Raw genomic sequence first — 23977 nt, forward strand, 5'->3', positions numbered from 1 at the left:
CGTTGGAGTGAGTACAGCACGGTTTTTTCAGAATTCCAGCAGGCATAAAAAACCGCCAAGACCCGTTGTTGACGGGGCCTGGCGGTTTTTTGTGGACTATTGGTGTGTTGTTCAGGGGATCAATCGATCCCGACAAACCCACCGGTCTGGTGTTGCCACAACCTCGCATACAAACCGCCATGGGCGAGCAGTTCGGCGTGGGTTCCGGTTTCGGCGATCTTGCCGTTTTCCAGAACCACCAGCCGGTCCATCCGGGCGATGGTCGAGAGCCGGTGAGCGATGGCGATCACGGTTTTGCCCTGCATCAGGGTTTCGAGGCTTTCCTGGATCGCCGATTCGACTTCCGAATCCAGTGCCGAGGTGGCCTCGTCCATGATCAGGATCGGCGCGTCCTTGAGCAGTACCCGTGCGATGGCGATGCGCTGGCGCTGGCCGCCGGAGAGTTTCACCCCGCGCTCACCGACGTGGGCATCGAAACCGGTGCGGCCTTCAGCGTCCGACAGCGACGGAATGAACCCGTCAGCCCGGGCCTTGTGCACCGCTTCCCAGAGTTGCGCGTCGGTGGCGTCGGGCTTGCCGTACAGCAGGTTGTCACGGATCGAGCGGTGCAGCAGCGAGGTGTCCTGGGTGATCATGCCGATGCGTTCGCGCAGGCTTTCCTGGCTGACGTCGGCAATGTTCTGGCCGTCGATCAGGATGCGTCCGCCTTCGACGTCGTACAGGCGCAGCAGCAGGTTCACCAGGGTCGATTTACCGGCACCGGACGGTCCGATCAGGCCGATTTTCTCGCCAGCCTTGATGGTCAGGTTGAGGTCGCCGATGATCCCGCTCTGCTTGCCGTAGTGGAAATCCACCTGTTCGAAGCGCACTTCGCCACGGGCCACCGCCAGGGGTTTGGCCTGGTCGCGGTCGGTGACGCTGACCGGTTGCGAAATGGTCTGCAGACCGTCCTGCACCATGCCGATGTTTTCGAAGATGCCGGTCACCACCCACATGATCCAGCCGGACATGTTGACGATGCGGATCGCCAGGCCGGTGGCCAGGGCAATCGCCCCCACGCTGATCAACGACTGCGTCCACAACCACAGGGCAAGGCCGGTGGTGCAGACGATCAGCAGGCCGTTCATGCTGGTGATGACCACGTCCATGCTGGTGACCACGCGGCCGGCCAGTTGCGCCTTCTCGGTCTGTTCCTTGATGGCTTCGCGGGCGTATTGCTGCTCGAAGTTGGTGTGGGCGAACAGTTTCAGGGTGGTGATGTTGGTGTAGCCGTCGACAATCCGCCCCATGAGTTTTGAGCGCGCATCGGACGCCACCACAGAGCGGTCCTTTACCCGTGGCACGAAGTAACAGAGGGCGCCGATGAAGGCGAAAATCCACGTCAGCAACGGGATCATCAGGTGCCAGTCGGCTTCGGCGAACAGCACCAGGGAACTGATGGCGTAGATCAGCACATGCCACAACGCATCTACGGCCTGCACGGCGGAATCACGCAGCGAGTTGCCGGTTTGCATGATGCGTTGGGCGATGCGCCCGGCGAAGTCGTTCTGGAAGAAATTCAGGCTCTGCTTGAGCACGTAGCTGTGGTTTTGCCAGCGGATCATGCTGGTCATACTGGGGCTCAGGGTCTGGTGCACCAGCAGGTCATGCAGGCCGACAAAGATCGGGCGCAGCACCAGCGCAACCACCACCATCCAGGTCAGTTCGAGGGCGTGATCCTGGAACAGACTGACGTTCGGCGTGCCTTGGGCCAGGTCGATGATGCGGCTCAGGTAGCTGAACAACGCCACCTCGATCAAGGCACCAATCAGGCCGACGATCAGCAGGGCGGCGAAGCTCGGCCAGACCTGCTTGAGGTAATAAGTGTAGAAAGGGAAAACCCGGTCCGGCGGAGACGCCGTCGGTGCTTCACGGAAAACATCGATCAGTTTTTCAAAGCGGCGATAAAGCATTGGTTGTTTGCCCGCGAGCGGGCTCTCCTTTTAACGTGTTGAGCGTTGCCGGCAAACACCGGCAACGGCTCGGACATCCTTGTCCAGCTTAGTCTCAGTCGATGCGCTTGGCCGACTTGATGAACACAGGATCGGCCGGTACGTCGCGCATACCGTTTTTGGTGGTGGTCGGTGCATTGACGATGATATCGACCACATCCATGCCCTTGACCACTTTGGCGAATACGGCATAGCCGGCGTCGCGACCCGGATCAAGGAAGTCGTTGTCCTTGACGTTGATAAAGAACTGGCTGGTGGCCGAATCAGGATCGGAGGTGCGCGCCATCGACAGCGTGCCGCGTACGTTATGCAGGCCGTTGCTGGCTTCGTTCTTGATCGGATCCTTGGTTGGTTTCTGCTGCATCGAGGAGCTGAAACCACCGCCCTGGGCCATGAAACCCGGGATCACCCGGTGGAAAATCGTGTTGTTGTAGAAGCCGCTGTCGACGTATTCAAGGAAGTTCTTGGTACTGATCGGGGCCTTGACCGGGTCCAGTTCGATTTCGATCTGGCCGTTGGTGGTGTCCAGCAGCACATGCGGTGCCTTTTCCGGCGTCGCGGCCATCAGGTTGGCGGCAAACAGGACGGAGCCTGCGGCGAGGGCGATTTTTTTCAGCATGGGTCAGTGATCCTGAGTGGTGGTGTCGACTGCGGCCAGAAACTCCAGCAGTGTTTGGTTGAAGTGTTCCGGCTGGTCCAGAGGCGTGGCGTGGCGTGAATCGTCGATCACCACCAGTCGCGCGTCGGGCAGCAGTTTTACGTAATTTTCCTTCAGCGCCACCGGTGTGTAGTCCCGGTCGGCGCTGACGATGAGGGTTGGACAGGCGACCTTCGAAAGTCGTTCCTGGACCCCCCAGCCGACAATGGCATTGAAGCTGGCGAGATAAGCATGTTTGTCGTTTTTTGCCCAGCGCTCGGCCATCTTTTGTCGTAAATCGGCCTGCTCGGGTTTCGGGAACAGCTTGCCGCCCAGCGCCTTGCCGATGGTGCGCAGGCTGAGTGCGTGCATCAGGCTCCAGCGCTTGAACCACTGCCAATAGTCGTCGCGGCTGCGCAGTTTGACCTCGGGCGCGCTGTTGACGATGCACAGGCTCTTGAGCAGTTGCGGCTGATCCACGCCTAGCTGGAAGCCGATCATGCCGCCCATGGACAGGCCGACATAGTGTGCCGGACCGAGATTGAGGTGTTCGATCAGTGCAATCAGGTCAGCGCTGAATCCGGCAATACTGTAGCGCTCCCGGGGTTTGTCCGAACGGCCGTGACCGCGCACATCCGGGACGATCACCCGGTAGCGGGTGGCAAGTGTCGGGATCTGTTTTTCCCAGTCCAGGGTGCTGGAGCCCAGGCCGTGGACCAGCAGCAGCGGCGTGCCGTGGCCGTATTCCTCATAGTGCAGGTTGCAACCTTCGTGTTCGAAATAGGCCATGCATACACTCCGTGTCAGGCTTGTTCGGGGGCGGCGAACGGTGCGTCCAGTGGTGCGGTGTCAAACGTACGCAGCAGTTCGATGAGAATCTGCGTGGCCGGCCCGAGCGGTTTGTCCTTGTTCGAATACAGATAGAAGCTCGGGTTGCGGCTGCCACCCTGATCCAGCGGTAGCAGCTTGAGCGTGCCTTCCTTGAGTTCCCGTTCTATCAAGTGCCTGGGCAGCCAGGCAAAACCCAGACCGCTGCTGACGAAGGTCGCGGCAGTGGCCAGGCTGCCGACGGTCCAGCGCTGTTCGGCACCGAGCCAGCCGACGTCCCGTGGCTGCTGGCGGCCCGAGTCGCGGATCACCACTTGCATCTGGCTTTCCAGGTCCTGGAAGCTCAGTTCGCGGTTGAGGCGGTGCAGGGGATGCTCCGGATGGGCGACCGCGACGAACTCGACGTCGCTCAATTCCGCGCCCAGGTAACCGGGAATACTGAACCCGGTGATGGCCAGGTCGGCCACGCCTTCGAGCAGGACTTCCTCCACCCCCGACAGCACTTCCTCACGCAGGCGCACCCGACAGCCACGGCTTTGCGGCATGAACGCGGTCAAGGCGCGGACGAGGCGGGCGCTTGGGTAGGCGGCATCGACCACCAGGCGCACTTCGGCTTCCCAGCCCTGCTCCATGTGATGGGCCAGGTCTTCGAGTTGGCTGGCCTGTTTCACCAGTTGCCGGGAACGGCGCAACAGCACCCCGCCGGCTTCGGTCAGCACGGCTTTGCGTCCGTCAATGCGCAGCAACGGCACACCGAGTTGATCCTGCATGCGGGCCACGGTGTAGCTGACTGACGATTGCGAGCGATGCAGCGCCTCGGCGGCCTGAGCGAAACCACCGTGATCGACCACGGCCTGCAGCGTTCGCCATTGATCAAGGGTCACGCGGGGCGCTTTCATGTTGAGCTCCTCTTGTCCTAAGCTGGCAGCCCCTATTGGAGGCTGCTGAATGAAAAAATTCTGTTATGTGCTGCTGGCGCTGCTGCCGCTGACGGCGATGGCTTACCCGATCGATGTGAAAAAAGACCTCAACGGCATGAAGATCGATTACCAGACCTACGACACGGATAACGACATCGGCTCCATTCAGGTGGCCAACTACGGCGACGTCGATGCCAGCTGCAAGGCCGTTTTCATCAATGGCCCGGAAGCACCGCGTACCCGCAAGATCGACGTACCGGCCGGCAAGCACAAAAATGCCACCGCCAAGTTCACCCGCAGCATCATCAAGCTGCGCATCGAGCTGTCCTGCACCCCGAAATAACAGCAATCTCCTGTCGGAGCGGGCTTGCTCGCGAAGGCGTCGTGTCAGTCGATATCTCTTTTGTTGACCCACCGCTTCGCGAGCAGGCTCGCTCCTACAGGGGCATCGTTTGCTTATAAACGAATTTATTGATGGGTTGTAGCAGTTATTTGCGCTTTTTCATCGATATGACTCTGTTTAACCTTCACTCCATCGACCTACCGCATTCTCAGATGGAGGCTACATCCCATGTCCCGCGTTCTGATCATCGAAAGCAGTGCCCGTCAGCAAGACTCGGTTTCCCGTCAACTGACCCAGACCTTCATCAGCCAGTGGAAAGCCGCTCACCCGAATGACCAGATCACCGTCCGGGACCTGGCCGTAAAGCCGGTGCCGCACCTGGACATCAACCTGCTGGGTGGCTGGATGAAACCCGCCGAGCAGCGCAGCGACATCGAGCAGGCGTCCCTGGAACGCTCCAACCAGTTGACCGACGAATTGCTCGCCGCCGATGTTCTGGTCATGGCCGCGCCCATGTACAACTTCGCAATTCCCAGCACCCTGAAAGCCTGGCTCGACCATGTGCTGCGTGCCGGCGTGACCTTCAAGTACACCGAGACCGGTCCGCAAGGCCTGCTCAGCGGCAAGCGTGCCTATGTGTTGACGGCTCGTGGCGGCATCTATGCCGGCAGCACCGCCGATCACCAGGAACCGTACCTGCGCCAGGTCATGGGCTTCATCGGCATCCACGACGTGACGTTCATCCACGCCGAAGGCATGAACCTGGGCGGTGACTTCCAGGAGAAAGGCCTGAACCAGGCGAACGCCAAGCTTTCGCAAGTGGCCTGACCGGTTAATCGCCAGATAATCGCTGGATGGTCTAGTGACCTGGCGCAACCCTTCAAGCCTGTACGCGCATCGAACCTCCCTTCGCACTTGTTGCTCCTGAGTGCCCTGGCCCGATTGAACGCTTTAGCGAGATCGGGCTTTTTTTTGCCTGCGATTTTATAGACACCCACGCACCCCTGTAGGAGCGAGCCTGCTCGCGAAAGCGTCGGCACATCCAGCCTCTATGTGTCTGACGCGCCGTCTTCGCGAGCAGGCTCGCTCCCACAGGTTTTGTGTTGGTTTAGCGTTCGCGATCAGCAGCAAAACCCGCTATCGTCGCCGCCATTCGAAATGAGGCGAGCATGGGCTATCTACTTTTTGTCACGCTGATCCAGGCGTTTTCTTTCAGTTTGATCGGCGAATACCTGGCCGGTCATGTCGACAGTTATTTTGCAGTCTTGGTACGAGTGCTGCTGGCGGGGCTGGTGTTCATCCCGCTGACCCGCTGGCGCTCGGTGGAACCGGCGTTCATGCGCGGCATGCTGCTGATCGGCGCGTTGCAGTTCGGCGTGACGTACGTCTGTCTGTACCTGAGCTTTCGCGTACTGACGGTGCCGGAAGTGTTGCTGTTCACCATCCTCACGCCGCTGCACGTGACCCTGATCGAAGATGCACTGAATCGTCGCTTCAATCCCTGGGCCCTGATCGCGGCGCTGGTGGCAGTGGCTGGGGCGGCGGTGATTCGCTTTGACCGGATCAACCCGGACTTCTTCATGGGGTTCCTGTTGCTGCAACTGGCCAACTTCACCTACGCCGCCGGGCAGGTGCTCTATAAACACCTGGTCGCGCGCCACCCGAGCGATCTGCCGCATTACCGGCGCTTCGGCTACTTCTACCTCGGCGCACTGGCCGTGGCGCTGCCAGCGTTTCTATTGTTCGGCAAACAGAACTTCCTGCCCGAAGCACCGTTGCAATGGGGCGTGCTGCTGTTCCTCGGCCTGGTCTCGACTGCTTTGGGGCTGTACTGGTGGAACAAAGGCGCATGCCTGGTCAGCGGCGGGACGCTGGCGGTGATGAACAATCTGCATGTGCCGGTGGGGTTGCTGATCAACCTGCTGATCTGGAACCAGCACGAAGAACTGGGGCGGCTGTTGCTCGGTGGTTCGGTGATTTTGCTGGCGGTGTGGATCAGTCGGTTGGGTATACGCAAGCCTTTGGCCGTTCACTAAACCCTGGGTAACCCGATATCCCTGTGGGCGCGTGATCTCCGAAAATCACTTCGGCGCCAGTTGTCCCACCAGAAACTCGATAAACGCCCGGGTCTTCTGCGGCACCCGCCGTGCTGATGAATACACCGCGTTGATGGTGATCGCCGGGGCCTGCCATTCGCACAGCACCGGCACCAGTCGCCCGGCCGCCAGCGCATCCTCGACGATGAAGTCGGGCAGCAGGGCGATGCCCATGCCGGCTTCGGCGGCCTGGGCGAGCAGGTCGCCGTTGTTGGCGTGCAGTGGGCCGGTGACGTTCACCCGCTGGGTTTCCTTGCCATTGCACAGTTGCAGGCTGACACCGCTCTGCAGATACCCGTAGTTCAGGCATTGATGGGTGCGCAGATCCTGCGGAGTCTGCGGAACGCCCGCGCGCTCGAGATAAGCCGGGGACGCCACCATGATGCGCGGCGCGGGTGCCAGTTGCCGGGCGATCATCGTCGAGTCGGGCATGCTGGCGATACGGATGGTCACGTCAAAGCCGCCCCGCACCGGGTCGACCTGCTGGTCGCTGAGCACCAGTTGCAGCTCGATGTTCGGGTGCTGTTCATGAAACAGCGGAATCAACGGCCCCAGCCGCCGAAGACCGAACGACATCGGCGCATTGACCCGCAACACACCGCGTAACTCGCCGATGCCGTCACGGGCGCGTTGCTCGGCCTCGTCAAGTGCCGCCAGCACCTCCCGTGCTGCGTCGAAATACTCGGCTCCGGCCTCGGTCAGGTGCAGGCTGCGGGTGGTGCGTTGCAGCAATTGCACGCCGATGGCTTCTTCCAGCGCCTGAATCTGTTTGCTGACTTTCGAGCGCGGTACGTCCATGGCCCGGGCGGCTGCGGCGAAGCCGTTCTCGCCGACCGTGACGACGAACGCGCGCATGCATTCGATGCGATCCATATTGTCCCTATTTTAGAATCAATGATTCTCAATTTTAGGTAATTGTCCCTTTAATCGCCAGCCCCTAAAGTGACATCCAAGCCGACAACAACGCCGCTGAAGGCATCGTCGACTAACCCCTGACCCATTCGAAGTATCGACATCAAAAGGAACGCGCCATGTCTATTCGTGAACTGCTCAACCCAACCAACTCCGCACTGATCCTGATCGACCACCAGCCGCAAATGGCATTCGGCGTGCAGTCCATCGACCGCCAGACTCTGAAGAACAACACCGTGGGCCTCGCCAAGGCAGCGAAGATTTTCAACGTGCCGACCATCTACACCTCGGTCGAAACCGAAAGCTTCAGCGGTTACATCTGGCCCGAATTGCTGGCGGTGCACCCGGATCAGAAGCCGATCGAACGCACTTCGATGAACTCCTGGGAAGACAAGGCACTGGTCGACGCGGTGAAAGCCACCGGCCGCAAGAAGCTGATCATTGCCGCGCTGTGGACCGAGGTCTGCCTGACTTTCCCGGCATTGGAAGCCTTGGCTGAAGGCTACGAGGTGTACATCGTTACCGACGCTTCCGGCGGCACCAGCAAGGAAGCCCACGATATGTCGGTGCAACGGATGATTCAGGCCGGCGCGGTACCGGTGACCTGGCAGCAAGTGTTGCTCGAATACCAGCGCGACTGGGCACACAAGGACACTTACGAGGCGGTGATGGAGCTGGTGCTGGAACACAGCGGCGCGTACGGCATGGGCGTGGATTACGCCTACACCATGGTGCACAAGGCACCGCAGCGGCAGGTCAAGTAACTCGCAATTTCTGAAAGCGATGTAACCCTTGTGGGAGCAGGCTCTTGTGGCGAGGGAGCTTGCTCCCGCTCGGCTGCGCAGCAGTCGTAGTACCAGCCGACGGTGGTTGTCTGAAGGAACCGGACTGCAGTCATTGGGACAGCTTCGCTGTCCAGCGGGAGCAAGCTCCCTCGCCACACAAACCCCACAGTTTTTTTGTGGTGTTACACCCTGCGCTTTTCAGCTTCGGGAATGTGGCTCGCGCCCAGTACCGCCGGCAATATCCCCGCACGCAAATCCGTTCCGCTCGGCTGCTGATAAAGACTCAACCCAAACTCCGGCAGCACCGCCAGCAGGTAGTCGAAAATATCCCCCTGGATCCGCTCGTAGTCGGCCCACGCCGTGGTGCCGGTGAAGCAGTAGATCTCCAGCGGAATGCCCTGGGCTGTGGTCTGCATCTGGCGCACCATGCAGGTCATGTTCGGCTGGATCCCCGGGTGAGTCTTCAGGTAGGCCAGTGCATAGGCGCGGAAGGTGCCGATGTTGGTCATCCGCCGACGGTTGGCCGACATGGCCGCGACGTTGCCCTGGGCTTCGTTCCAAGCCTTGAGTTCGGCCTGTTTGCGGGTCATGTAGTCGGTGAGCAAGTGCACCTGGGACAGCTTCTGCTCTTCGTCGTCACGCAAAAAGCGTACGCCGCTGGCGTCGATGAACAGGCTGCGTTTGATCCGGCGACCACCGGAAGCCTGCATGCCGCGCCAGTTCTTGAACGACTCGGACATCAGGCGCCAGGTCGGGATCGAGACGATGGTCTTGTCGAAGTTCTGCACCTTGACCGTGTGCAGCGTGATGTCCACCACATCGCCGTCGGCGCCCACCTGGGGCATCTCGATCCAGTCGCCGACCCGCAGCATGTCGTTGCTGGTCAACTGCACGCTGGCGACGAACGACAGCAGCGTGTCCTTGTAGACCAACAAAATCACCGCCGACATGGCACCCAGACCCGACAGCAGCAACAGCGGCGAGCGGTCGATCAGCGTGGCGACGATGATGATCGCGCCAAACACGTACAGCACCATTTTCGCCAGTTGCACATAGCCCTTGATCGAGCGGGTGCGGGCGTGCTCGGTGCGGGCGTAGATGTCCAGCAGGGCGTTGAGCAGGGCGCTGACCGCCAGCAGCAGAAACAGGAAGGTGAAGGACAGGGCGACGTTGCCGAGGAAGTTCAGGCTGGTTTTGCTCAGGTCCGGCACCAGATTGAGACCGAACTGGAGCACTAGCGAAGGCGCGATCTGCGCCAGGCGATGGAACACCTTGTTCTGTAGAAAATCATTGACCCAGTGCAAGGCCGGCTGGCGGCCGAGCATTTTGGCCGCGTGCAGAATGAGGTAGCGCGCCACCCGTCCGAGGAACAGCGCAATTGCCAGCAGCAACAACAGCGACAGGCTGGAGTGCACGAGCGGGTGCTGGTCGAGGGCACCCCAAAGGTCCAGGATGTTGATCCAGAGCTGTTTGATATCCATGGTCGAAAACGATTCTTCTGTAAGGCGCGAGAGGGGATTAGAGCATTTAAGACGCTTTGTATTACGTTTCGGGAAAAATCAGGCAACAAAAAACCAACTGTTTACCGCCATTTGTATAAAGAAACTCGGCCTGAGCGCTCGAAACCGTTACCCTATGCAGCTGTTTTTTTGCATTTCTTCGAGGTAGCACCCGTGTTTTCCCAATTCGCCCTGCACGAACGCCTGCTCAAAGCCGTGGCCGAGCTGAAATTTGTCGAGCCAACGCCTGTGCAAGCCGCGGCCATCCCGCTGGCGCTCCAGGGGCGTGACCTGCGGGTGACGGCGCAAACCGGTAGCGGCAAAACCGCTGCATTCGTTTTGCCCATCCTCAACCGTCTGATCGGCCCGGCGAAAATCCGCGTCAGCATCAAGACCCTGATCCTGCTGCCGACCCGCGAACTGGCCCAGCAGACCTTGAAGGAAGTTGAACGCTTCTCGCAGTTCACCTTCATCAAGTCCGGCCTGATCACCGGCGGCGAAGACTTCAAGGTCCAGGCCGCGATGCTGCGCAAGGTACCGGACATCCTGATCGGTACGCCGGGCCGGATGATCGAGCAACTGAACGCCGGCAACCTCGACTTGAAAGAAGTTGAAGTACTGGTGCTCGACGAAGCCGACCGTATGCTCGACATGGGCTTCGCCGATGACGTTCAGCGTCTGGTCGATGAGTGCACCAACCGTCAGCAAACCATGCTGTTCTCCGCCACCACCGGTGGTTCGGGCCTGCGCGAGATGATCGCCAAGGTCCTGAACAACCCTGAGCACTTGCAGCTCAACGCAGTCAGCCAGCTGAACGAAACCACCCGTCAGCAAATCATCACCGCTGACCACAACCAGCACAAAGAACAGATCGTCAACTGGCTGCTGGCCAACGAGACCTACCAGAAGGCCATCGTCTTCACCAACACCCGGGCCATGGCCGACCGTATCTACGGCCGCCTGGTGGCGCAGGAATACAAAGCGTTCGTGCTGCACGGCGAGAAAGACCAGAAGGATCGCAAACTGGCGATCGACCGCCTGAAGCAGGGCGGCGTGAAAATCCTCGTGGCCACCGACGTCGCCGCTCGCGGTCTGGACGTGGATGGCCTGGACCTGGTGATCAACTTCGACATGCCGCGCAGCGGCGACGAATACGTGCACCGCATCGGTCGTACCGGCCGCGCCGGTAACGATGGCCTGGCCATCTCGCTGATCTGCCACGGCGACTGGAACCTGATGTCGAGCATCGAGCGCTACCTCAAGCAGAGCTTCGAGCGCCGTACCATCAAGGAAGTCAAAGGCACCTACGGCGGACCGAAAAAGGTCAAGGCCTCGGGCAAGGCCGTCGGCGTGAAGAAGAAAAAGACCGACGCCAAGGGCGACAAGAAGAAAACTGCCGCCAAGACCCCGACCAAGCGCAAGAGCGCCAACCGGCCCAAGAGCGATTCACTGGTCAGCAAGGACGGCATGGCCCCGCTCAAGCGCCGCAAGCCGGAAGCGCCGGCGGCTGAGTAAGTCGTTGTAGTCGACCTATGAAAAACCCGGACAGCGTCCGGGTTTTTTTACGTCAAAACAACTACCTGACAATCGATATGGAACCAAGCGCTAGCGCCGCCAGCAACATCACCCCCACTGTTCCGATGGTCCACTTCAAAGTCATGCGCTGGTTGTCGCCGTAATCCAGGTCCAGCAATCCGCACAGCAAATAGGTAGACGCCACCAGCGGACTGAGCAAATGCACCGGCTGGCCGATCAAACCGGCGATCGCCATTTCCTTGCCGCTGATGCCATAGTGGCTGGCGGTTTGCGCGAGGATCGGCAGAACGCCGAAGTAAAACGCATCGTTGGTCAGCACGTAGGTGAACGGCATGCTGATGAACGCCGTGATGATCGACATCGAGCTGCCGGCCCACTCAGGGATGACGTGGATCAGGCTCTCGGAGATGGCTTTGGTCATTCCGGTGCCGCTCATGATGCCGACGAAAATCCCGGCGGCAAAGATCAGCAAGGTCACCGCCATCACGTTGTCGGCATGGCGGGCGATCACGGCTTTCTGCTCTTTGAGGTTCGGGAAGTTCACCACCAGGCCAATGCCGAACGCGAGCATGAACAGTACTGCTGGTGGCATCACGGCGAGCATCATCAGCGCGATCAGGGCGATGGTGAGCGCAGCGTTGAACAGCAAGCGCCAGTCGCCCAAACGAAATTCAGTGGCGTGATCCAGGCCTTCATCGCCATTGAGCTGCACCACCCCCAACCGGCGTCGTTCCAGGCGGCCCAAGTAAAGGGCGACGAACATCACCCAGACCAGACCGAAAGCCATCAACGGCAACATCGCCACGAACAGTTCGGTGATATCGACGTGCATGGCGCTGGCCGCACGGGAAAACGGACCGGCCCACGGCAGAATATTCATCACGCCAATGGCCAGCAGCAACACCGTGGCCATGACTTGCAGGCGCACGCCGGTGCGGCGATAGAGCGGCAGCAGCGCTGCGCACGTAATGATGTAAGTCGTGGCGCCATCGCCATCCAGACCGACACAGATCCCGAGAATCGCCGTGCCCAGCACGATTTTTTGCGGATCGCCTTTCACCGCCTTGAGGATCAATTTGACCAGTGGGTTGAATAGCCCTGCGTCGGTCATCATGCAGAAATACAGGATGGCAAAGGTCAGCATCACTCCGGTCGGGGCCAGCATCTTCAAACCGTCGAACATCATCGGTCCGAGCGTCGTGGTGTATCCGGCAAGGCAGGCAAAGGCGACCGGGACCAGCAACAGCGCAACCAGCGGCGACAGGCGTTTGCTCATGACCAGGTACATGAAGCAGGTGATCATCGAATAGCTGAGTAGAGTCAGCATGGGTTCCCTCGTTTTTATAGGTTTTGTCCGGGTGTCACGGCGGCCTAAGCAAACGCTTGTCGCCTATATCGTTCTACCAGATAGAACGTCATTCCTTTTGGTGGAACAACTTTCCGATCAATTTTTTGTGCTGTCAAGTTTTTGTCCACTCGTTGACAAGGCATCGAAACCCGGCCGATACTAAAAATAGAACATTATTCTGTCAGGTAGAACTCATGCTGAAGCCCCTGAAAACAGGGGCTCCCGTAGCGTTTCAGGAGAGCTGGTGATGGGTCATTCGAACGAAATCGATATTTTGGTCAGCGAAGTCGGGCCACGTGACGGTCTGCAAAGCGTCGCCGCCACCATGCCGACTGAACTGAAACTGAAATGGATCACCGCCCTGGCGACCGCCGGGTTGCGGGAGATTGAAGTGGGCTCTTTTGTGTCACCCAAACTGCTGCCGCAGATGGCCGACGCGGCGCAGTTGGTGGCCCATGCGCGGACCTTGCCCAACCTGTTTGTGACGGCGTTGGTGCCCAACCTCAAGGGCGCCGAAGCGGCGTTCAGGGCCGGTGTGCAGAAAATCACGATGCCGATTTCGGTGAGCGAACCCCATTCCCTGGCCAACATCCGCAAGACTCACGCCGAGGTCTATCAGGAAGTGCGCACCGTGGTTGCCTTGCGTAACGAGCAATACCCGCACATCGAAATCGAGGCCGGGTTATCGACCGTATTCGGTTGCACGATTCAGGGGGAAGTGCCGGATGACGACACATTGCGCATGGCCGCGATCATGGCCGAACTGGGTGTCAATGAAGTGGGGTTGGCCGATACCGTCGGCTACGCCAACCCGACGCAGGTCCGTCGGTTGTTCACCCGCTTGCGTCAGGAGTTGCCGGGCGTTGCTGGCAGTGCGCATTTCCACAACACCCGTGGCCAGGGCCTGGCCAATGTGCTGGCGGCGCTGGACGTGGGCGTGACCACCATCGATGCCTCGCAAGGCGGGATTGGTGGTTGCCCTTACGCTCCCGGTGCGTCAGGCAACATCGTCACCGAGGACCTGGTTTACCTGCTCGAATCGATGGGCCTGCGCACCGGCATCGACATCGATCGGTTGGTGGCGGCCCGCGAATGGCTCTACCAAGGCCTGCCGGGAGAGCCGCTGTACGGCTTCATTCCGGACGCCGGTGTGGGCAAGAATTTTCACTATGCAAAGAAGGCGGTATGAACATGGGCCTCAGCCAACAACAAAAGCCTTTACCGCTGGCCGGTATTCGGGTCATCGAGTTCGTGCACATGGTCATGGGGCCGGCCTGCGGTCTGGTGCTGGCGGATCTGGGGGCCGAGGTGATCAAGGTCGAACCGACTCCGCAAGGCGATAATACCCGGCGCTTGATGGGGTCTGGCGCCGGCTACTGGACCACCTACAACCGCAACAAGAAAAGTTTCGCCGTTGACCTGAAAACCAGCGAAGGCATTGCGGCGGTGAAAAAGCTGATTGCCACCGCCGACGTGGTCACCGAGAACTTTCGTCCTGGCACCATGGATAAACTCGGTCTGGGTTATGCCGACATCAAGGCGATCAAACCGGACATCATTTACAGCTCCATGAAAGGTTTCCTGCCCGGCCCTTACGAACATCGCACGGCCCTCGACGAAGTGGTGCAGATGATGACAGGCCTGGCTTACATGACCGGCCCGGTCGGCCAGCCGCTGCGCGCTGGGGCCTCGGTCAACGATGTCATGGGCGGGATGTTCAGCGCGATATCGATTCTAGCAGCGCTGTTGCAACGCAATCAAAATGCTCAAGGTCAGTTCGTGCAAACCGGCCTGTTTGAAAATTCGGCATTCCTCGTGGCCCAGCACATGATGCAGAACGTGGTGACCGGCACACCCGCGGCACCGATGCCGAGCCGCGTCTCGGCATGGGCCATCTATGACGTGTTCAGTTGTGTCGGTGAAGAGCAGATCTTCCTCGGCGTGGTCAGTGACAGTCAGTGGAAAAGCTTTTGCGAGGTGTTTGGCTTCGACACGTTCGCTAGCGATCCGCAGTTGGCCGCCAACAATCAGCGGGTGGCTGCACGTAAAGAGATCCTGCCGCACGTGCGTGAGTGCCTGGCACGGATGAGCAAGGAACGAGTGATGGCCCTGTGCGAAGAGGCCGGGTTGCCGTTCTCACCAATCCAGCGTCCACAGGATCTGTTCGACGATAAACACCTGAACGAGTCTGGTGGCATGGCTCAAGTGACAATGCCCGACGGTCAGTCGGTCAAGGTGCCCATGCTGCCGTTCGAAATGGACGGCCAGCGTTTCGGTACGCGTTTGAACGTACCGCAATTGGGTAGCCATAGTGATGAGTTGTTGGCTGAACTGGGTTACACCGCTGCCGATGTAACGGCACTGCACGGTGCTGGTGTCATCAAGTCTCAGGCCTGAGCTCACTCAGGGTGGCCGCCGCTTCGAGCAACGGTTAAGGTAGCCTCTGCGCAGCCCGGAGCTGGCGCCGTCCTGAAGTTTTGTCACGAGCGAACATGAGCAAACAATCCCTATCGGAAGACGAATCCTCCACGCCTGCTGCCGAAGGTGGTGTAGCGGCCGTGGATCGCGCGTTCGCGATCCTCGCGGCGTTTGATGTCGGCAGCAACAGCCTGCCACTGGCGGAAATCGCCCGGCGCACGGGGCTGTATAAAAGCACCATCCTGCGCCTGATGAGCTCGCTCGAGCGTGCCGGTTTCATCCGTCGCCTTGGAGACGGCCAGTACGCCGTCGGCCCCGAACCATTGCGGCTGGCGCAGGTTTATCAGGCGTCGTTCCGCCTGCGGGATGTGATCTACCCGTTGCTGGAATCCCTGTCGCTAGCCAGCGGCGAAACGTCTTCGTTCTATGTGCGAGAAAACGACAGCCGTGTGGTGCTGTTTCGCGTGGAACCAAAACGCGCGGTGCGTGTTGCCCTGCATGAGGGAGCGCGATTTTCACTGAATGTGGGCGCATCGGGAAAAGTCCTGCGGGCTTTTGCCGGCACATCAGACCCGATGCTCAGTATTGTCCGCGAGCAATTCTGGGCGACGTCCTTCGGCGAGCGCGACGCCGAGACCGCAGCTGTGTCGGTGCCGGTATTCAACGCGGCTTATGACCTGACCGGAGCGATGACCTTGTCCGGCCCGGCAGAGCGTTTCAGCCAGGAAAAAGTGGCGACAGCGTGTGGGTTGTTGCTCGAAGCAGCGGCCAAGGCGACCCTCGCGTTAGGCGGGGACAATCGGGAGTTGCTTAAAGCCCTTGAGCGCGCAGCCCCGCAGGGTTAACAGTCCTGAAACCTCAAAGCCCGGTCGGTGACCGGGCTTTTTGTATTCAGCTTTCGGCTTTTTTCTCCGCCGTTGCCAGTTCCTTGAGTCGCTGGTCGATCAATTGGCACTTATCCGGCAAGTCTTTGGCGGCGGTGCCCAGATCCATTTTCTGCAACTCGTCGTTGATCTCCTTGGCCTTGGCCGGGTTCTGCTCGGTGAGCCGGGCCACTTCCCGGGCCAGTTGTTCGCGCTTGGCAGTGGCTTCGTCGGGGGTGGGCCCCTTCGCGGGCAAGCCCACAGGTTTTGTGAACGCCACAGAAACTGTGGGAGCGTGGCTTGCCCGCGAAGGCCGCGCCTCGGTGTCCGGGGCTAACCACCATGGCAGCAGCTCGACTTCTCCTGTTCCTCATATTTGTCGTGATGCCGCACCCACTCCATGATTTCCTCTTCGTTGCGACCTTTGGGCGTCAAGTCGAGGTAGTTGTAGGCGCCGACCAGCATGTCCAGGCCCCGGGCATAGGTGGAGTAGGTATGGAAAATTTCGCCGGCGTCATTGCGATAAAACACGCTGAGACCGGGGAGTTCTTCCTCGGAACCGTCGGTTTTTTCGTAGTTGTATGTAGCCTTTCCGGCGGCGACCTCTTCGGCTCGGGCGGTGACGCCAAAGTCGTAATTGAAATCGCAGCCTTCGGACGATACCCAGTCGAACTTCCAGCCCATGCGCCGTTTGAAGGCCTGGAATTCGGCGAACGGTGCGTGGGAAACCGCTACCACGGCCACGTCATGATGAGCCAGGTGCTGGTTGGCGCCGTCGATGTGATCGCTCAGGTACGAGCAACCGGGGCAACCCTCGTCCCAGCCCTCGGCGAACATGAAGTGGTAGATGACCAACTGGCTGCGCCCCCCGAACAGGTCCGCCAGTTTCAGTTCGCCGTCGGGGCCCTGGAAGTGGTAGTCCTTGTCGATTTTCACCCAGGGCAGGGCGCGGCGTTCGGCGCTGAGTCTGTCCCTTTCCTTGGTGAAGGCTTTCTCGCGGGCCAGGTGCTGTTTGCGGGTGGCGAGCCATTCTTCCCGCGACACGACGGGATGATTCTGAATGTTCATGGTGTTTTCTCCTGCGTGGGGCGGGGAGGTGACTTACACAGCCTAGTCGTTTGGCTTGCATGGATTTCGACATGCCGCCGGTCGGTCGTCAGCAAATGCCCGTCTGATCGACAGCAGTATTCCCGGCAATGATCACCCGTAGCAGGTGCCGGACGAGCAGGCTCGCTCCCACATGGGACTTGTGTTGCAGTCAGCCTTGTTTCGCCGCTTTCAGGCACTTCAAGTCGCTGAAGTCCTTCTTCACACCTTCAACTTTCTTCAGTAGTCGTGCGCGCTGGTTCGGCGTGCTTTCAGCCATCAGATCCACGAACAGCGAGCGTGCCTGGGTCTCGGTGTTGGCAAAGGCCTGACGATAGGCGGGTGTCCACAAGCTCTCGCGATTGACCAGAAGTGTCTCGATGCGTTGTGGGAATTGGGGGCTCTGGCGTTGCGCAACAGCCGCGCTGAACTGCTTCTGCCAATGGACCCGGTTGGCAAGCCACTGGGTGTTCTGCTCACCCAGGGCGTTGGACCATGTGGTTACCCGCTGTTGCTGGGTAGCGTTCAGTGGCCCGAGCCAGTCGTTCAGGCGTTTCTCCATGCGCGCCCCGCGCTCCTTGATCTGCTGGTCGAGGGAGGGTTTGAGATATTCCTCCTGGCGTTTGCGCTGGTCCTTGGCAAAGGCATCGTTCATCTCGGCAACTTGCTTGTCATCCAGCCCTTGCAGCAACTCGATGGCCGACGGGGTGATTTCACGCGCGGTCTCGGCGATCGCCTGTTCGGCTTCGCGGGCGCGGGCCTGCAAGGCGGCATCGGTGACCTGGTTGGTGGCGATCATGGTTTGCAGGCGGTCCAGCCAGTCGAGGTAGCCGGGCAATTGGGTGGTGCAGTGCCAGCTCAGGTGTTCCTTCAGGCGTTCGTTCAGCCAGCTTTTTTGCTCGCCGTTCATGTCCAGGTAGTCGCTGAGCGTCCACGGGATAATCACGTCGAGATTGCGGTAGGCCAGGCCCACGCGGCTGCACGCGCCGAGGGCGAGGGTAACGGTCAACACAACGGCGATATGTTTGAACCAGCGGGACATGGGCGAATCCTTGCGAAAGCCAGTCTTCGGGGGCTGATTCTCATGTGAACCCAGGAGGAGTCCGGCAGTTCAGCCGATCAATAGAACGCGTGTTCGGCCTTGAGTGTAACCAGTCCGTCGCATTGGCTGTTGTGCCCGGCATAGGCCGAGCAACCGCTGCCGCTCAGGTTGGAGTCACTGTAGATCAGGTCGAGGTCGATGCCCATGAACGGGCGGGACAATTTCAGCGACCAATCGGTAAAACTGCCTACATACCCGCCATCCACCGCCACTGGCGTATTGAATTGGTGGGTGGTGTATTTAAGGCTGATGCCGACACCGAACGGTTGATTGCCGCTCAAGTCAGCGAACAGGGTGTTGTTCTGTTTGTCCGGGTCATTGCTGAAGGCGATGCCGAAACGGCTGCCGAGCAAGGTCAGGCCGCCGAACAGTTCCTGGCTGGCAGGGGTCGTGACTTCGGGGTAGCTGTAGCGGATCAGGCCTACTTCGTAGCCGAGGGTTTGGTCGAAGGGTTGCTTAAAACCCATGTAGGAATCGATCTCGAGGTCTTTCCCCGGGCTGATGCCCATGCTGGGCGACCATTGGCCCACATAGAAACCACTGTCGTGGCTCAGGTCCAGGCCGCCGTGGAACGAGCCGACGGCCGAGGGTTTGACCAGGCCTTGGGCCATGCTGCGGGTGGGGGTGGTGCCGAGCTTGAGGTCGAAGCCCCCCAGCTCACGCTGAAAGATTTGTGCGTGTGCTACAGAGCAGGCCAACAGGCTGGCGAGCAATGCCGATAGATAGAAAGGTTTGAACATGCGTCACTCCATGAACAGCGAGGACAGGCTGGCGGGCCCGCTGAAACGCTTGATCCAGACGTGTGCAAGGATACCGGCGAATGATCGGCAATGAAGGCCGTTCGTCGATTTCCAAAGGATTTGATGGTGTGGCGCAGGGGAGTATCGAGGGTTCCAGTCCAAGCGCTTCGAAGCTCAAAGCGCTTTGGGACCAGGTGACGCGAGGGGATTACTTTTTGCCCAAGGTGATCTGCTTGGACGGGCCGAACGTCTGGCCGCTGACGCCTTTGGCAATTTGCTGGATTTCACCGCCGGACTTGAGGAACGCAGCGATCTGGCTGTTGATCGACTCGCTGGTTTCGACGGCTGGAGCTGGCTTTGCTTTGCTGGTGGATGCTTTTACGCGCATGGCGGCCATTAACCTGTAGAAAATTAACTTGGCCAGGCATCGTACAGGAATTGCCTGATAATTGCTTGGCAAATATCCCCTCGGCATATTCCTGAGGACGGGGTAATTAGTCACCGGCCAATATTCGAAATATGCACCTAAGCCGCTGTTTTAACTAAGAACATTGCCTGGAAAAATACCGCGTCACGCTTGCCTGGGCATGGCGTAAATGCCCGGAACGGCCTGACGAGCGGCCAGGCGTTGGATGAAACCCCGGGAAAATTAAGGGTTTCAGAGGATTTTCTCGCGCCACCGGGCCGGCTGCCGAACGCGACGCTTAAAACCGGGTAGAATGCCGCCCACGCAATGAGGGTATTGGACATGGCTTTAATCGGGCGTTACAACAGTTTGCAAGTGGTTAAACACACTAACTTCGGTTTATATCTGGACGGTGGCGCGGATGGCGAAATCCTTCTGCCTAATCGTTATATTCCAAAAGATATTCCTACCGAAGATGAAGACTGGCTCAACGTTTTTATTTATCTGGACAGCGATGACAAACTCATCGCAACTACTGAAAAACCGAAAGTTCAAGTCGGTGAATTCGCCAGTTTGAAAGTTGTTGAAGTCAACAGCATCGGCGTATTCCTGGACTGGGGGTTGCCGAAAGACCTGTTGCTGCCGTTCTCCGAAGAGAAGCGCCAGATGACGGCGGGCGAGTATGTGGTGGTGCATGTCTATCTCGACAAGCACACCCGTCGCATCACCGCGACCGCGCGTCTGGACCGCTACCTGGACAAGACCCCGGCCAACTACACCGCGGGCCAGGAAGTGGATCTGCTGGTGGCCGAAGCCACGGATATGGGCTTCAAGGCCATCATCAACAACAAGCATTGGGGCCTGATCCACAAGAACGAAATCTTCAAGTTCATGCGCGCCGGTAAAGAAGAAAAGGGCTTCATCAAGGAAGCTCGCGCCGACGGCAAGATCAGCCTGAGCCTGCAACCGGTCGGCCAGGAAGCGGCCACCAGCCTGAACTCGAAGATCCTCGCCAAGTTGCGCGAAAACAATGGCAGCCTGGCGGTGAGCGACAAGAGCGATCCGGCGTTGATCAGCAGCCTGTTCGGTGTCAGCAAGGGCAACTTCAAGAAGGCCATTGGTGCGTTGTACAAGAATGGCCAGATTGTCATTCATGCCGATCGCATCGAACTCAGTTGATGCGCTGACAAGACAGAGGGCCAGGATGGCGCAAGCAGAGAAGTAGAGGTCTCTGGCGGGCGGCATTTTCTGGCCTTCTGGTTAATAATCGACAACATGATTCATTGCCCCGGTGATTTCTTTTCAACGAGAAGGCCGGGGTTTTGCTTTTTATTCTGCCGAGTCTTTGCCATGGATTGTGTCTTCGAGGTGTTCCGGTGAGCGCCACCCGGCGCAGCGCCGACGGGTTTGCCCTGCAAGTGATGGTCGGGTTGTGCCTGGTCTGGGGCGTTCAGCAGGTGATGATCAAGTGGGCGGCGGCTGATATCGCGCCAGTGATGCAGGCAGCCGGACGTTCCGGTATGTCAGCGTTGCTGGTCGGGCTGCTGATCTGCTGGAAGGGTGGCTGGAACCAGGTGGGTGCGACCTGGCGTGGCGGTCTGTTGGCCGGTGCCTTGTTCGGCCTGGAGTTCTTCTTCATTTCCGAAGGCCTGCAACTGACCACGGCGGCGCACATGTCGGTGTTCCTCTACACCGCGCCGATCTTCACCGCATTGGGTGTGCACTGGTTGCTGCCCAGTGAGCGATTGCGGCCGCTGCAATGGCTGGGGATTGTCCTGGCCTTTATCGGGATTGCCATTGCGTTTGCCGGCGGGGTGTCCTGGGACAACCTTGATTACCGCATGTTGATGGGCGATGCCTTGGGGGTGCTGGCGGGTGCCGCCTGGGGTGCGACCACGGTGGTGGTGCGCGCCTCGCGACTTTCGGAAGCGCCGGTGACCCTGACGCTGTTCTATCAGTTGATCGTCGGCTTCTTCGGCTTGTTGTTGATTGCGCTGCTCAGCGGCCAGATCACCCATGTCAGCCTGACCAGCGTGGCGGTGGCCAGTGTGCTGTTTCAGGGTGTGGTCGTGTCGTTCTTCAGTTACCTGATCTGGTTCTGGCTGCTGCGCCGTTACCTGGCGGCCAACCTCGCGGTGTTTTCGTTCATGACGCCGTTGTTCGGCGTCACCTTCGGTGTGGTGCTGCTCGGCGAGGAGCTGAGCCTGAACTTCGTCATCGGTGCCGTGCTGGTATTGGCGGGCATCACTTTTGTCAGCGCCGAGCAGTGGTTGCGCCGTCGTTTGCGCAAAGCCCTCGGGTAGCATTGACCGGCGCGAGCAACAGACTGCCGGCGATCAACAAGCCGCAGCCGGCGACCACCAATGCCGGTTGCAAACCGCCACTGAAATGACTGCTCAGCGCCGCCAGCAATGGCCCGCTGAGCTGGCCCACGGCAAAGCAGGCTGTCAGCAGGCCGGCATTGCGCTGGGTGGCATGGGGCGCCAGTTCCCGGGAGCGTTGCATCACCAGTTGCATGCAGGCCAGGAACGGCGTGCCGCACAGGATCACACCCAACGCCAGGCCTGGCCCGTTGCCCAGCAGGCAGGCGAACACGCCAGCGGCTTGCAGCCATAACGTCGCCATCAACCAGTGACTCGTGGCGCCGGGTTTTTGCCGCCGCAGACTCACCAGCACCACGCCGATTGCTGCCGCCAAGCCAAAGCATGGCCAGAACAGGTCGGCCTGCCATTGGCCATGGAATTGCGCGTTGGCCATTTGTGACAAAAAGGTCGCCGGAATGATGTAGCCCAATCCATACAAGGCATAGATCCAACCCAGGCGAGCGATGCCTTGATTGCCCGACGCGCTGGCGCTGGGCGCAGCAGTCGCGGTGACCCCCGGTTGTGGCAGGAACGGCAGGATACCCAGCAGCATCACCAGTCCTGCGGCGGCGTACACCAGCCACAAGGTGGCGGAAGTCTGGCCCAGCAGATTCGAGCCCAGGGCCAACAAACCTGTCAGAAAAATCCCCAAACCCGGTCCAGCGAAGACCAGGGCGCCGAGCCGAGGACGACCGGCCTCTGCCGCGAGTGGCTGGCTCAGGGCGGTAATCATCACCAGCACCCAGGCGCTGGCCACGCCGGTGCCGAAGCGCAGCAGCAAGTGCGACCAGAAACCATTGGCCCAGAACGACGCCAGGGTCAGCAGCACGCAGAGCCACAATCCGCCGAGCAAGCGCCGGCGCACTTGCGCGGAACGCCGGGAAAACATGGCGTCCACCGCACCAATGAAATAACCGAGGTAGTTCGCGGCGGCAATCAGCCCGGCGGCGGTCAGGTCGATCTGGCCTTCGCTGAGCAGGTGCGGCAGTTGCGGTGTCAGGGCAAAACGGCCGATGCCCATGGCCATCATCAGGGCAACGAAACTGGCGGATAAGCGGATCAGGGGAGACATGGTCTGGATTCCGTCTGGAGGATCAATGACCGTCAGGCTAGGACTGATTGACTTTCTTTAAAAATGAATAATAGTGAGTAACTTGTTCTTTTTTGGAGAATGTCGTGGAATTCAGCCAATTGCGCATCTTCCAGGCAGTGGCGGAAGAAGGGTCCATCACCCGGGCCGCCGAACGGCTGCATCGAGTACCGTCGAACCTGTCGACCCGGCTCAAACAGCTGGAAGAGCAACTGGGCGTCGAACTGTTCCTGCGCGAACGTCAGCGCTTGCAGTTGTCGCCTGCGGGAAAAGTCCTGCTGGACTACACCGCCAGGCTTTTTGCCTTGCGCGATGAAGCCAGTGCGGCAGTGCAGGGCGGGCAACCGGCGGGCGACTTCGTGCTCGGCACCATGTACAGCACAGCGGCGATTCATCTTCCGGGGCTATTGGCGCACTACCACCGTTTGTATCCGGCGGTGAACCTGCAAGTGCAATCCGGCCCCAGCGGTGAATTGCTCGAAGGCCTGCTCACCGGTCGACTCGATGCGGCGCTGGTGGATGGGCCCCTGGAACTGGCCGGGCTTGACGGTGTGCCCTTGTGTGACGAGCGCCTGGTGCTGATCAGCGAGGCCGACCATCCTCCAGTGCGTAGCGCGCTGGATGTGGAGGGGCGTTCGGTGTTCACCTTTCGCCAGGGCTGCTCCTACCGCATGCGCCTGGAGGCCTGGTTCGCCCATGACCATGCGGCCATGGGCCGGGCGATGGAGATCGAGTCCTACCCGGGGATGCTGGCATGTGTGATTGCCGGTTCCGGCGTGGCGCTTATGTCGGAGTCGATGCTCGCCAGTCTGCCGGGCCGTGAGAGTGTGGCCGTGCATCCGTTGGCCGAACCGTTCGCCAGTGCTACCACCTGGCTGATGTGGCGCAAGGGCATGGTCGGGGCCAACCTGAATGCCTGGATCGAGCAGCAACAGGTGGTTTTTCCGCCGGCACGAGTGCGGGCACAGGACATTGCCTGAACACAGGCTGATTGTGATGGATTCAGTAACAGAT

24 protein-coding genes are annotated in these 23977 nt (G+C 59.8%); 11 read left to right on the top strand and 13 right to left on the bottom strand.

From position 1 onward, the window contains the following. Window positions 1–119: 119 nt before the first annotated feature. The 4 genes from VC35_RS26880 to VC35_RS26895 all read right to left on the bottom strand — a co-directional run bounded on the left by VC35_RS26880 (window position 120) and on the right by VC35_RS26895 (window position 4355). Window positions 120–1952 (bottom strand): ABC transporter ATP-binding protein, encoded by a 1833-nt coding sequence (locus VC35_RS26880; RefSeq protein WP_046043692.1) that lies wholly within the window; start codon window positions 1950–1952, stop codon window positions 120–122. Window positions 1953–2046: 94 nt separating this feature from the next. Next, window positions 2047–2610: a peptidylprolyl isomerase gene (locus tag VC35_RS26885; RefSeq protein WP_046043694.1), complete on the bottom strand. Its 564-nt coding sequence runs from the start codon at window positions 2608–2610 to the stop codon at window positions 2047–2049. A gap of 3 nt (window positions 2611–2613) precedes the next feature. Next, window positions 2614–3417, bottom strand: coding sequence for an alpha/beta fold hydrolase (locus VC35_RS26890; protein ID WP_046043695.1), 804 nt, complete (start codon window positions 3415–3417; stop codon window positions 2614–2616). A gap of 14 nt (window positions 3418–3431) precedes the next feature. After that, complete coding sequence (locus tag VC35_RS26895) at window positions 3432–4355, bottom strand: PA3225 family LysR-type transcriptional regulator (protein ID WP_007972479.1); 924 nt, start codon at window positions 4353–4355, stop codon at window positions 3432–3434. A gap of 49 nt (window positions 4356–4404) precedes the next feature. Here VC35_RS26895 and VC35_RS26900 point away from each other — a divergent pair, with 49 nt between their 5' ends. From VC35_RS26900 to VC35_RS26910, 3 genes are all read left to right on the top strand, one after another. Further along, window positions 4405–4719 (top strand): hypothetical protein, encoded by a 315-nt coding sequence (locus VC35_RS26900; RefSeq protein WP_046043696.1) that lies wholly within the window; start codon window positions 4405–4407, stop codon window positions 4717–4719. Between the two features lie 228 nt (window positions 4720–4947). Further along, window positions 4948–5547 carry an FMN-dependent NADH-azoreductase gene (locus VC35_RS26905; protein WP_046043697.1) on the top strand — a complete coding sequence of 200 codons (600 nt, stop codon included), beginning with the start codon at window positions 4948–4950 and terminating at the stop codon, window positions 5545–5547. A 341-nt stretch (window positions 5548–5888) separates the two neighbouring features. After that, complete coding sequence (locus VC35_RS26910) at window positions 5889–6755, top strand: carboxylate/amino acid/amine transporter (protein ID WP_046043698.1); 867 nt, start codon at window positions 5889–5891, stop codon at window positions 6753–6755. Between the two features lie 45 nt (window positions 6756–6800). Here VC35_RS26910 and VC35_RS26915 read toward each other — a convergent pair whose 3' ends face one another. Continuing rightward, a complete protein-coding gene (locus VC35_RS26915; RefSeq protein WP_046043699.1) occupies window positions 6801–7688 on the bottom strand; it encodes a LysR family transcriptional regulator in 888 nt (295 codons plus the stop codon). A gap of 158 nt (window positions 7689–7846) precedes the next feature. Between VC35_RS26915 and VC35_RS26920 the strand changes: the two genes are divergently transcribed. Next, the gene (locus VC35_RS26920; RefSeq protein ID WP_008018228.1) at window positions 7847–8491 is read left to right on the top strand and encodes a hydrolase; all 645 of its coding nucleotides are present in this window, start codon (window positions 7847–7849) and stop codon (window positions 8489–8491) included. Window positions 8492–8694: 203 nt separating this feature from the next. On the opposite strand, the gene VC35_RS26925 is transcribed toward VC35_RS26920, so the two are convergent. Continuing rightward, a complete protein-coding gene (locus tag VC35_RS26925) occupies window positions 8695–9993 on the bottom strand; it encodes a mechanosensitive ion channel family protein (protein ID WP_046043700.1) in 1299 nt (432 codons plus the stop codon). Between the two features lie 192 nt (window positions 9994–10185). Here VC35_RS26925 and VC35_RS26930 point away from each other — a divergent pair, with 192 nt between their 5' ends. Further along, entirely contained in the window at window positions 10186–11526 is a 1341-nt protein-coding gene (locus tag VC35_RS26930) for a DEAD/DEAH box helicase (RefSeq protein ID WP_046043701.1), read from the top strand. Between the two features lie 61 nt (window positions 11527–11587). On the opposite strand, the gene VC35_RS26935 is transcribed toward VC35_RS26930, so the two are convergent. Further along, on the bottom strand, window positions 11588–12874 hold the full coding sequence (locus VC35_RS26935; protein ID WP_046043702.1) for a CitMHS family transporter: 1287 nt from the start codon (window positions 12872–12874) through the stop codon (window positions 11588–11590). 268 nt (window positions 12875–13142) lie between these two features. On the opposite strand from VC35_RS26935, the gene VC35_RS26940 reads away from it, so the two are divergent. The 3 genes from VC35_RS26940 to VC35_RS26950 all read left to right on the top strand — a co-directional run bounded on the left by VC35_RS26940 (window position 13143) and on the right by VC35_RS26950 (window position 16158). Further along, window positions 13143–14084, top strand: coding sequence for a hydroxymethylglutaryl-CoA lyase (locus VC35_RS26940; RefSeq protein ID WP_046043704.1), 942 nt, complete (start codon window positions 13143–13145; stop codon window positions 14082–14084). Continuing rightward, window positions 14081–15292 carry a CaiB/BaiF CoA transferase family protein gene (locus VC35_RS26945; protein WP_046043705.1) on the top strand — a complete coding sequence of 404 codons (1212 nt, stop codon included), beginning with the start codon at window positions 14081–14083 and terminating at the stop codon, window positions 15290–15292. The genes VC35_RS26940 and VC35_RS26945 overlap by 4 nt, the downstream gene beginning before the upstream one ends. Before the next feature lie 95 nt (window positions 15293–15387). Continuing rightward, on the top strand, window positions 15388–16158 hold the full coding sequence (locus tag VC35_RS26950; protein WP_046043706.1) for an IclR family transcriptional regulator: 771 nt from the start codon (window positions 15388–15390) through the stop codon (window positions 16156–16158). A gap of 46 nt (window positions 16159–16204) precedes the next feature. Here the strand turns inward: VC35_RS26950 and VC35_RS26955 are convergent, their stop codons facing one another. The 5 genes from VC35_RS26955 to VC35_RS26975 form a co-directional block, all read right to left on the bottom strand. After that, on the bottom strand, window positions 16205–16438 hold the full coding sequence (locus VC35_RS26955; RefSeq protein WP_223466245.1) for a hypothetical protein: 234 nt from the start codon (window positions 16436–16438) through the stop codon (window positions 16205–16207). Between the two features lie 71 nt (window positions 16439–16509). After that, the gene (locus VC35_RS26960) at window positions 16510–17244 is read right to left on the bottom strand and encodes a DUF899 domain-containing protein (RefSeq protein WP_046043708.1); all 735 of its coding nucleotides are present in this window, start codon (window positions 17242–17244) and stop codon (window positions 16510–16512) included. A gap of 190 nt (window positions 17245–17434) precedes the next feature. Further along, window positions 17435–18304: a DUF6279 family lipoprotein gene (locus VC35_RS26965; protein WP_046043709.1), complete on the bottom strand. Its 870-nt coding sequence runs from the start codon at window positions 18302–18304 to the stop codon at window positions 17435–17437. Between the two features lie 77 nt (window positions 18305–18381). Then, window positions 18382–19104 (bottom strand): TorF family putative porin, encoded by a 723-nt coding sequence (locus VC35_RS26970; RefSeq protein WP_046043710.1) that lies wholly within the window; start codon window positions 19102–19104, stop codon window positions 18382–18384. Between the two features lie 208 nt (window positions 19105–19312). Further along, a complete protein-coding gene (locus tag VC35_RS26975) occupies window positions 19313–19501 on the bottom strand; it encodes a hypothetical protein (protein ID WP_015096330.1) in 189 nt (62 codons plus the stop codon). Between the two features lie 351 nt (window positions 19502–19852). Between VC35_RS26975 and VC35_RS26980 the strand changes: the two genes are divergently transcribed. Together VC35_RS26980 and VC35_RS26985 are read left to right on the top strand one after the other, a co-directional pair. After that, window positions 19853–20689 (top strand): CvfB family protein, encoded by an 837-nt coding sequence (locus VC35_RS26980; RefSeq protein ID WP_046043712.1) that lies wholly within the window; start codon window positions 19853–19855, stop codon window positions 20687–20689. Between the two features lie 197 nt (window positions 20690–20886). Next, a complete protein-coding gene (locus VC35_RS26985) occupies window positions 20887–21813 on the top strand; it encodes a DMT family transporter (protein ID WP_046043713.1) in 927 nt (308 codons plus the stop codon). On the opposite strand, the gene VC35_RS26990 is transcribed toward VC35_RS26985, so the two are convergent. Then, entirely contained in the window at window positions 21764–22945 is a 1182-nt protein-coding gene (locus VC35_RS26990; RefSeq protein ID WP_046043715.1) for an MFS transporter, read from the bottom strand. The two genes, VC35_RS26985 and VC35_RS26990, sit on opposite strands and share 50 nt — an antisense overlap. A 104-nt stretch (window positions 22946–23049) precedes the next feature. Here VC35_RS26990 and ptrR point away from each other — a divergent pair, with 104 nt between their 5' ends. After that, on the top strand, window positions 23050–23943 hold the full coding sequence (ptrR, locus tag VC35_RS26995; protein ID WP_046043716.1) for a putrescine utilization regulator PtrR: 894 nt from the start codon (window positions 23050–23052) through the stop codon (window positions 23941–23943). Window positions 23944–23977 lie beyond the last annotated feature (34 nt).

It is taken from the genome of Pseudomonas fluorescens, from assembly GCF_000967965.1.
Lineage (GTDB): Bacteria > Pseudomonadota > Gammaproteobacteria > Pseudomonadales > Pseudomonadaceae > Aquipseudomonas > Aquipseudomonas grandcourensis.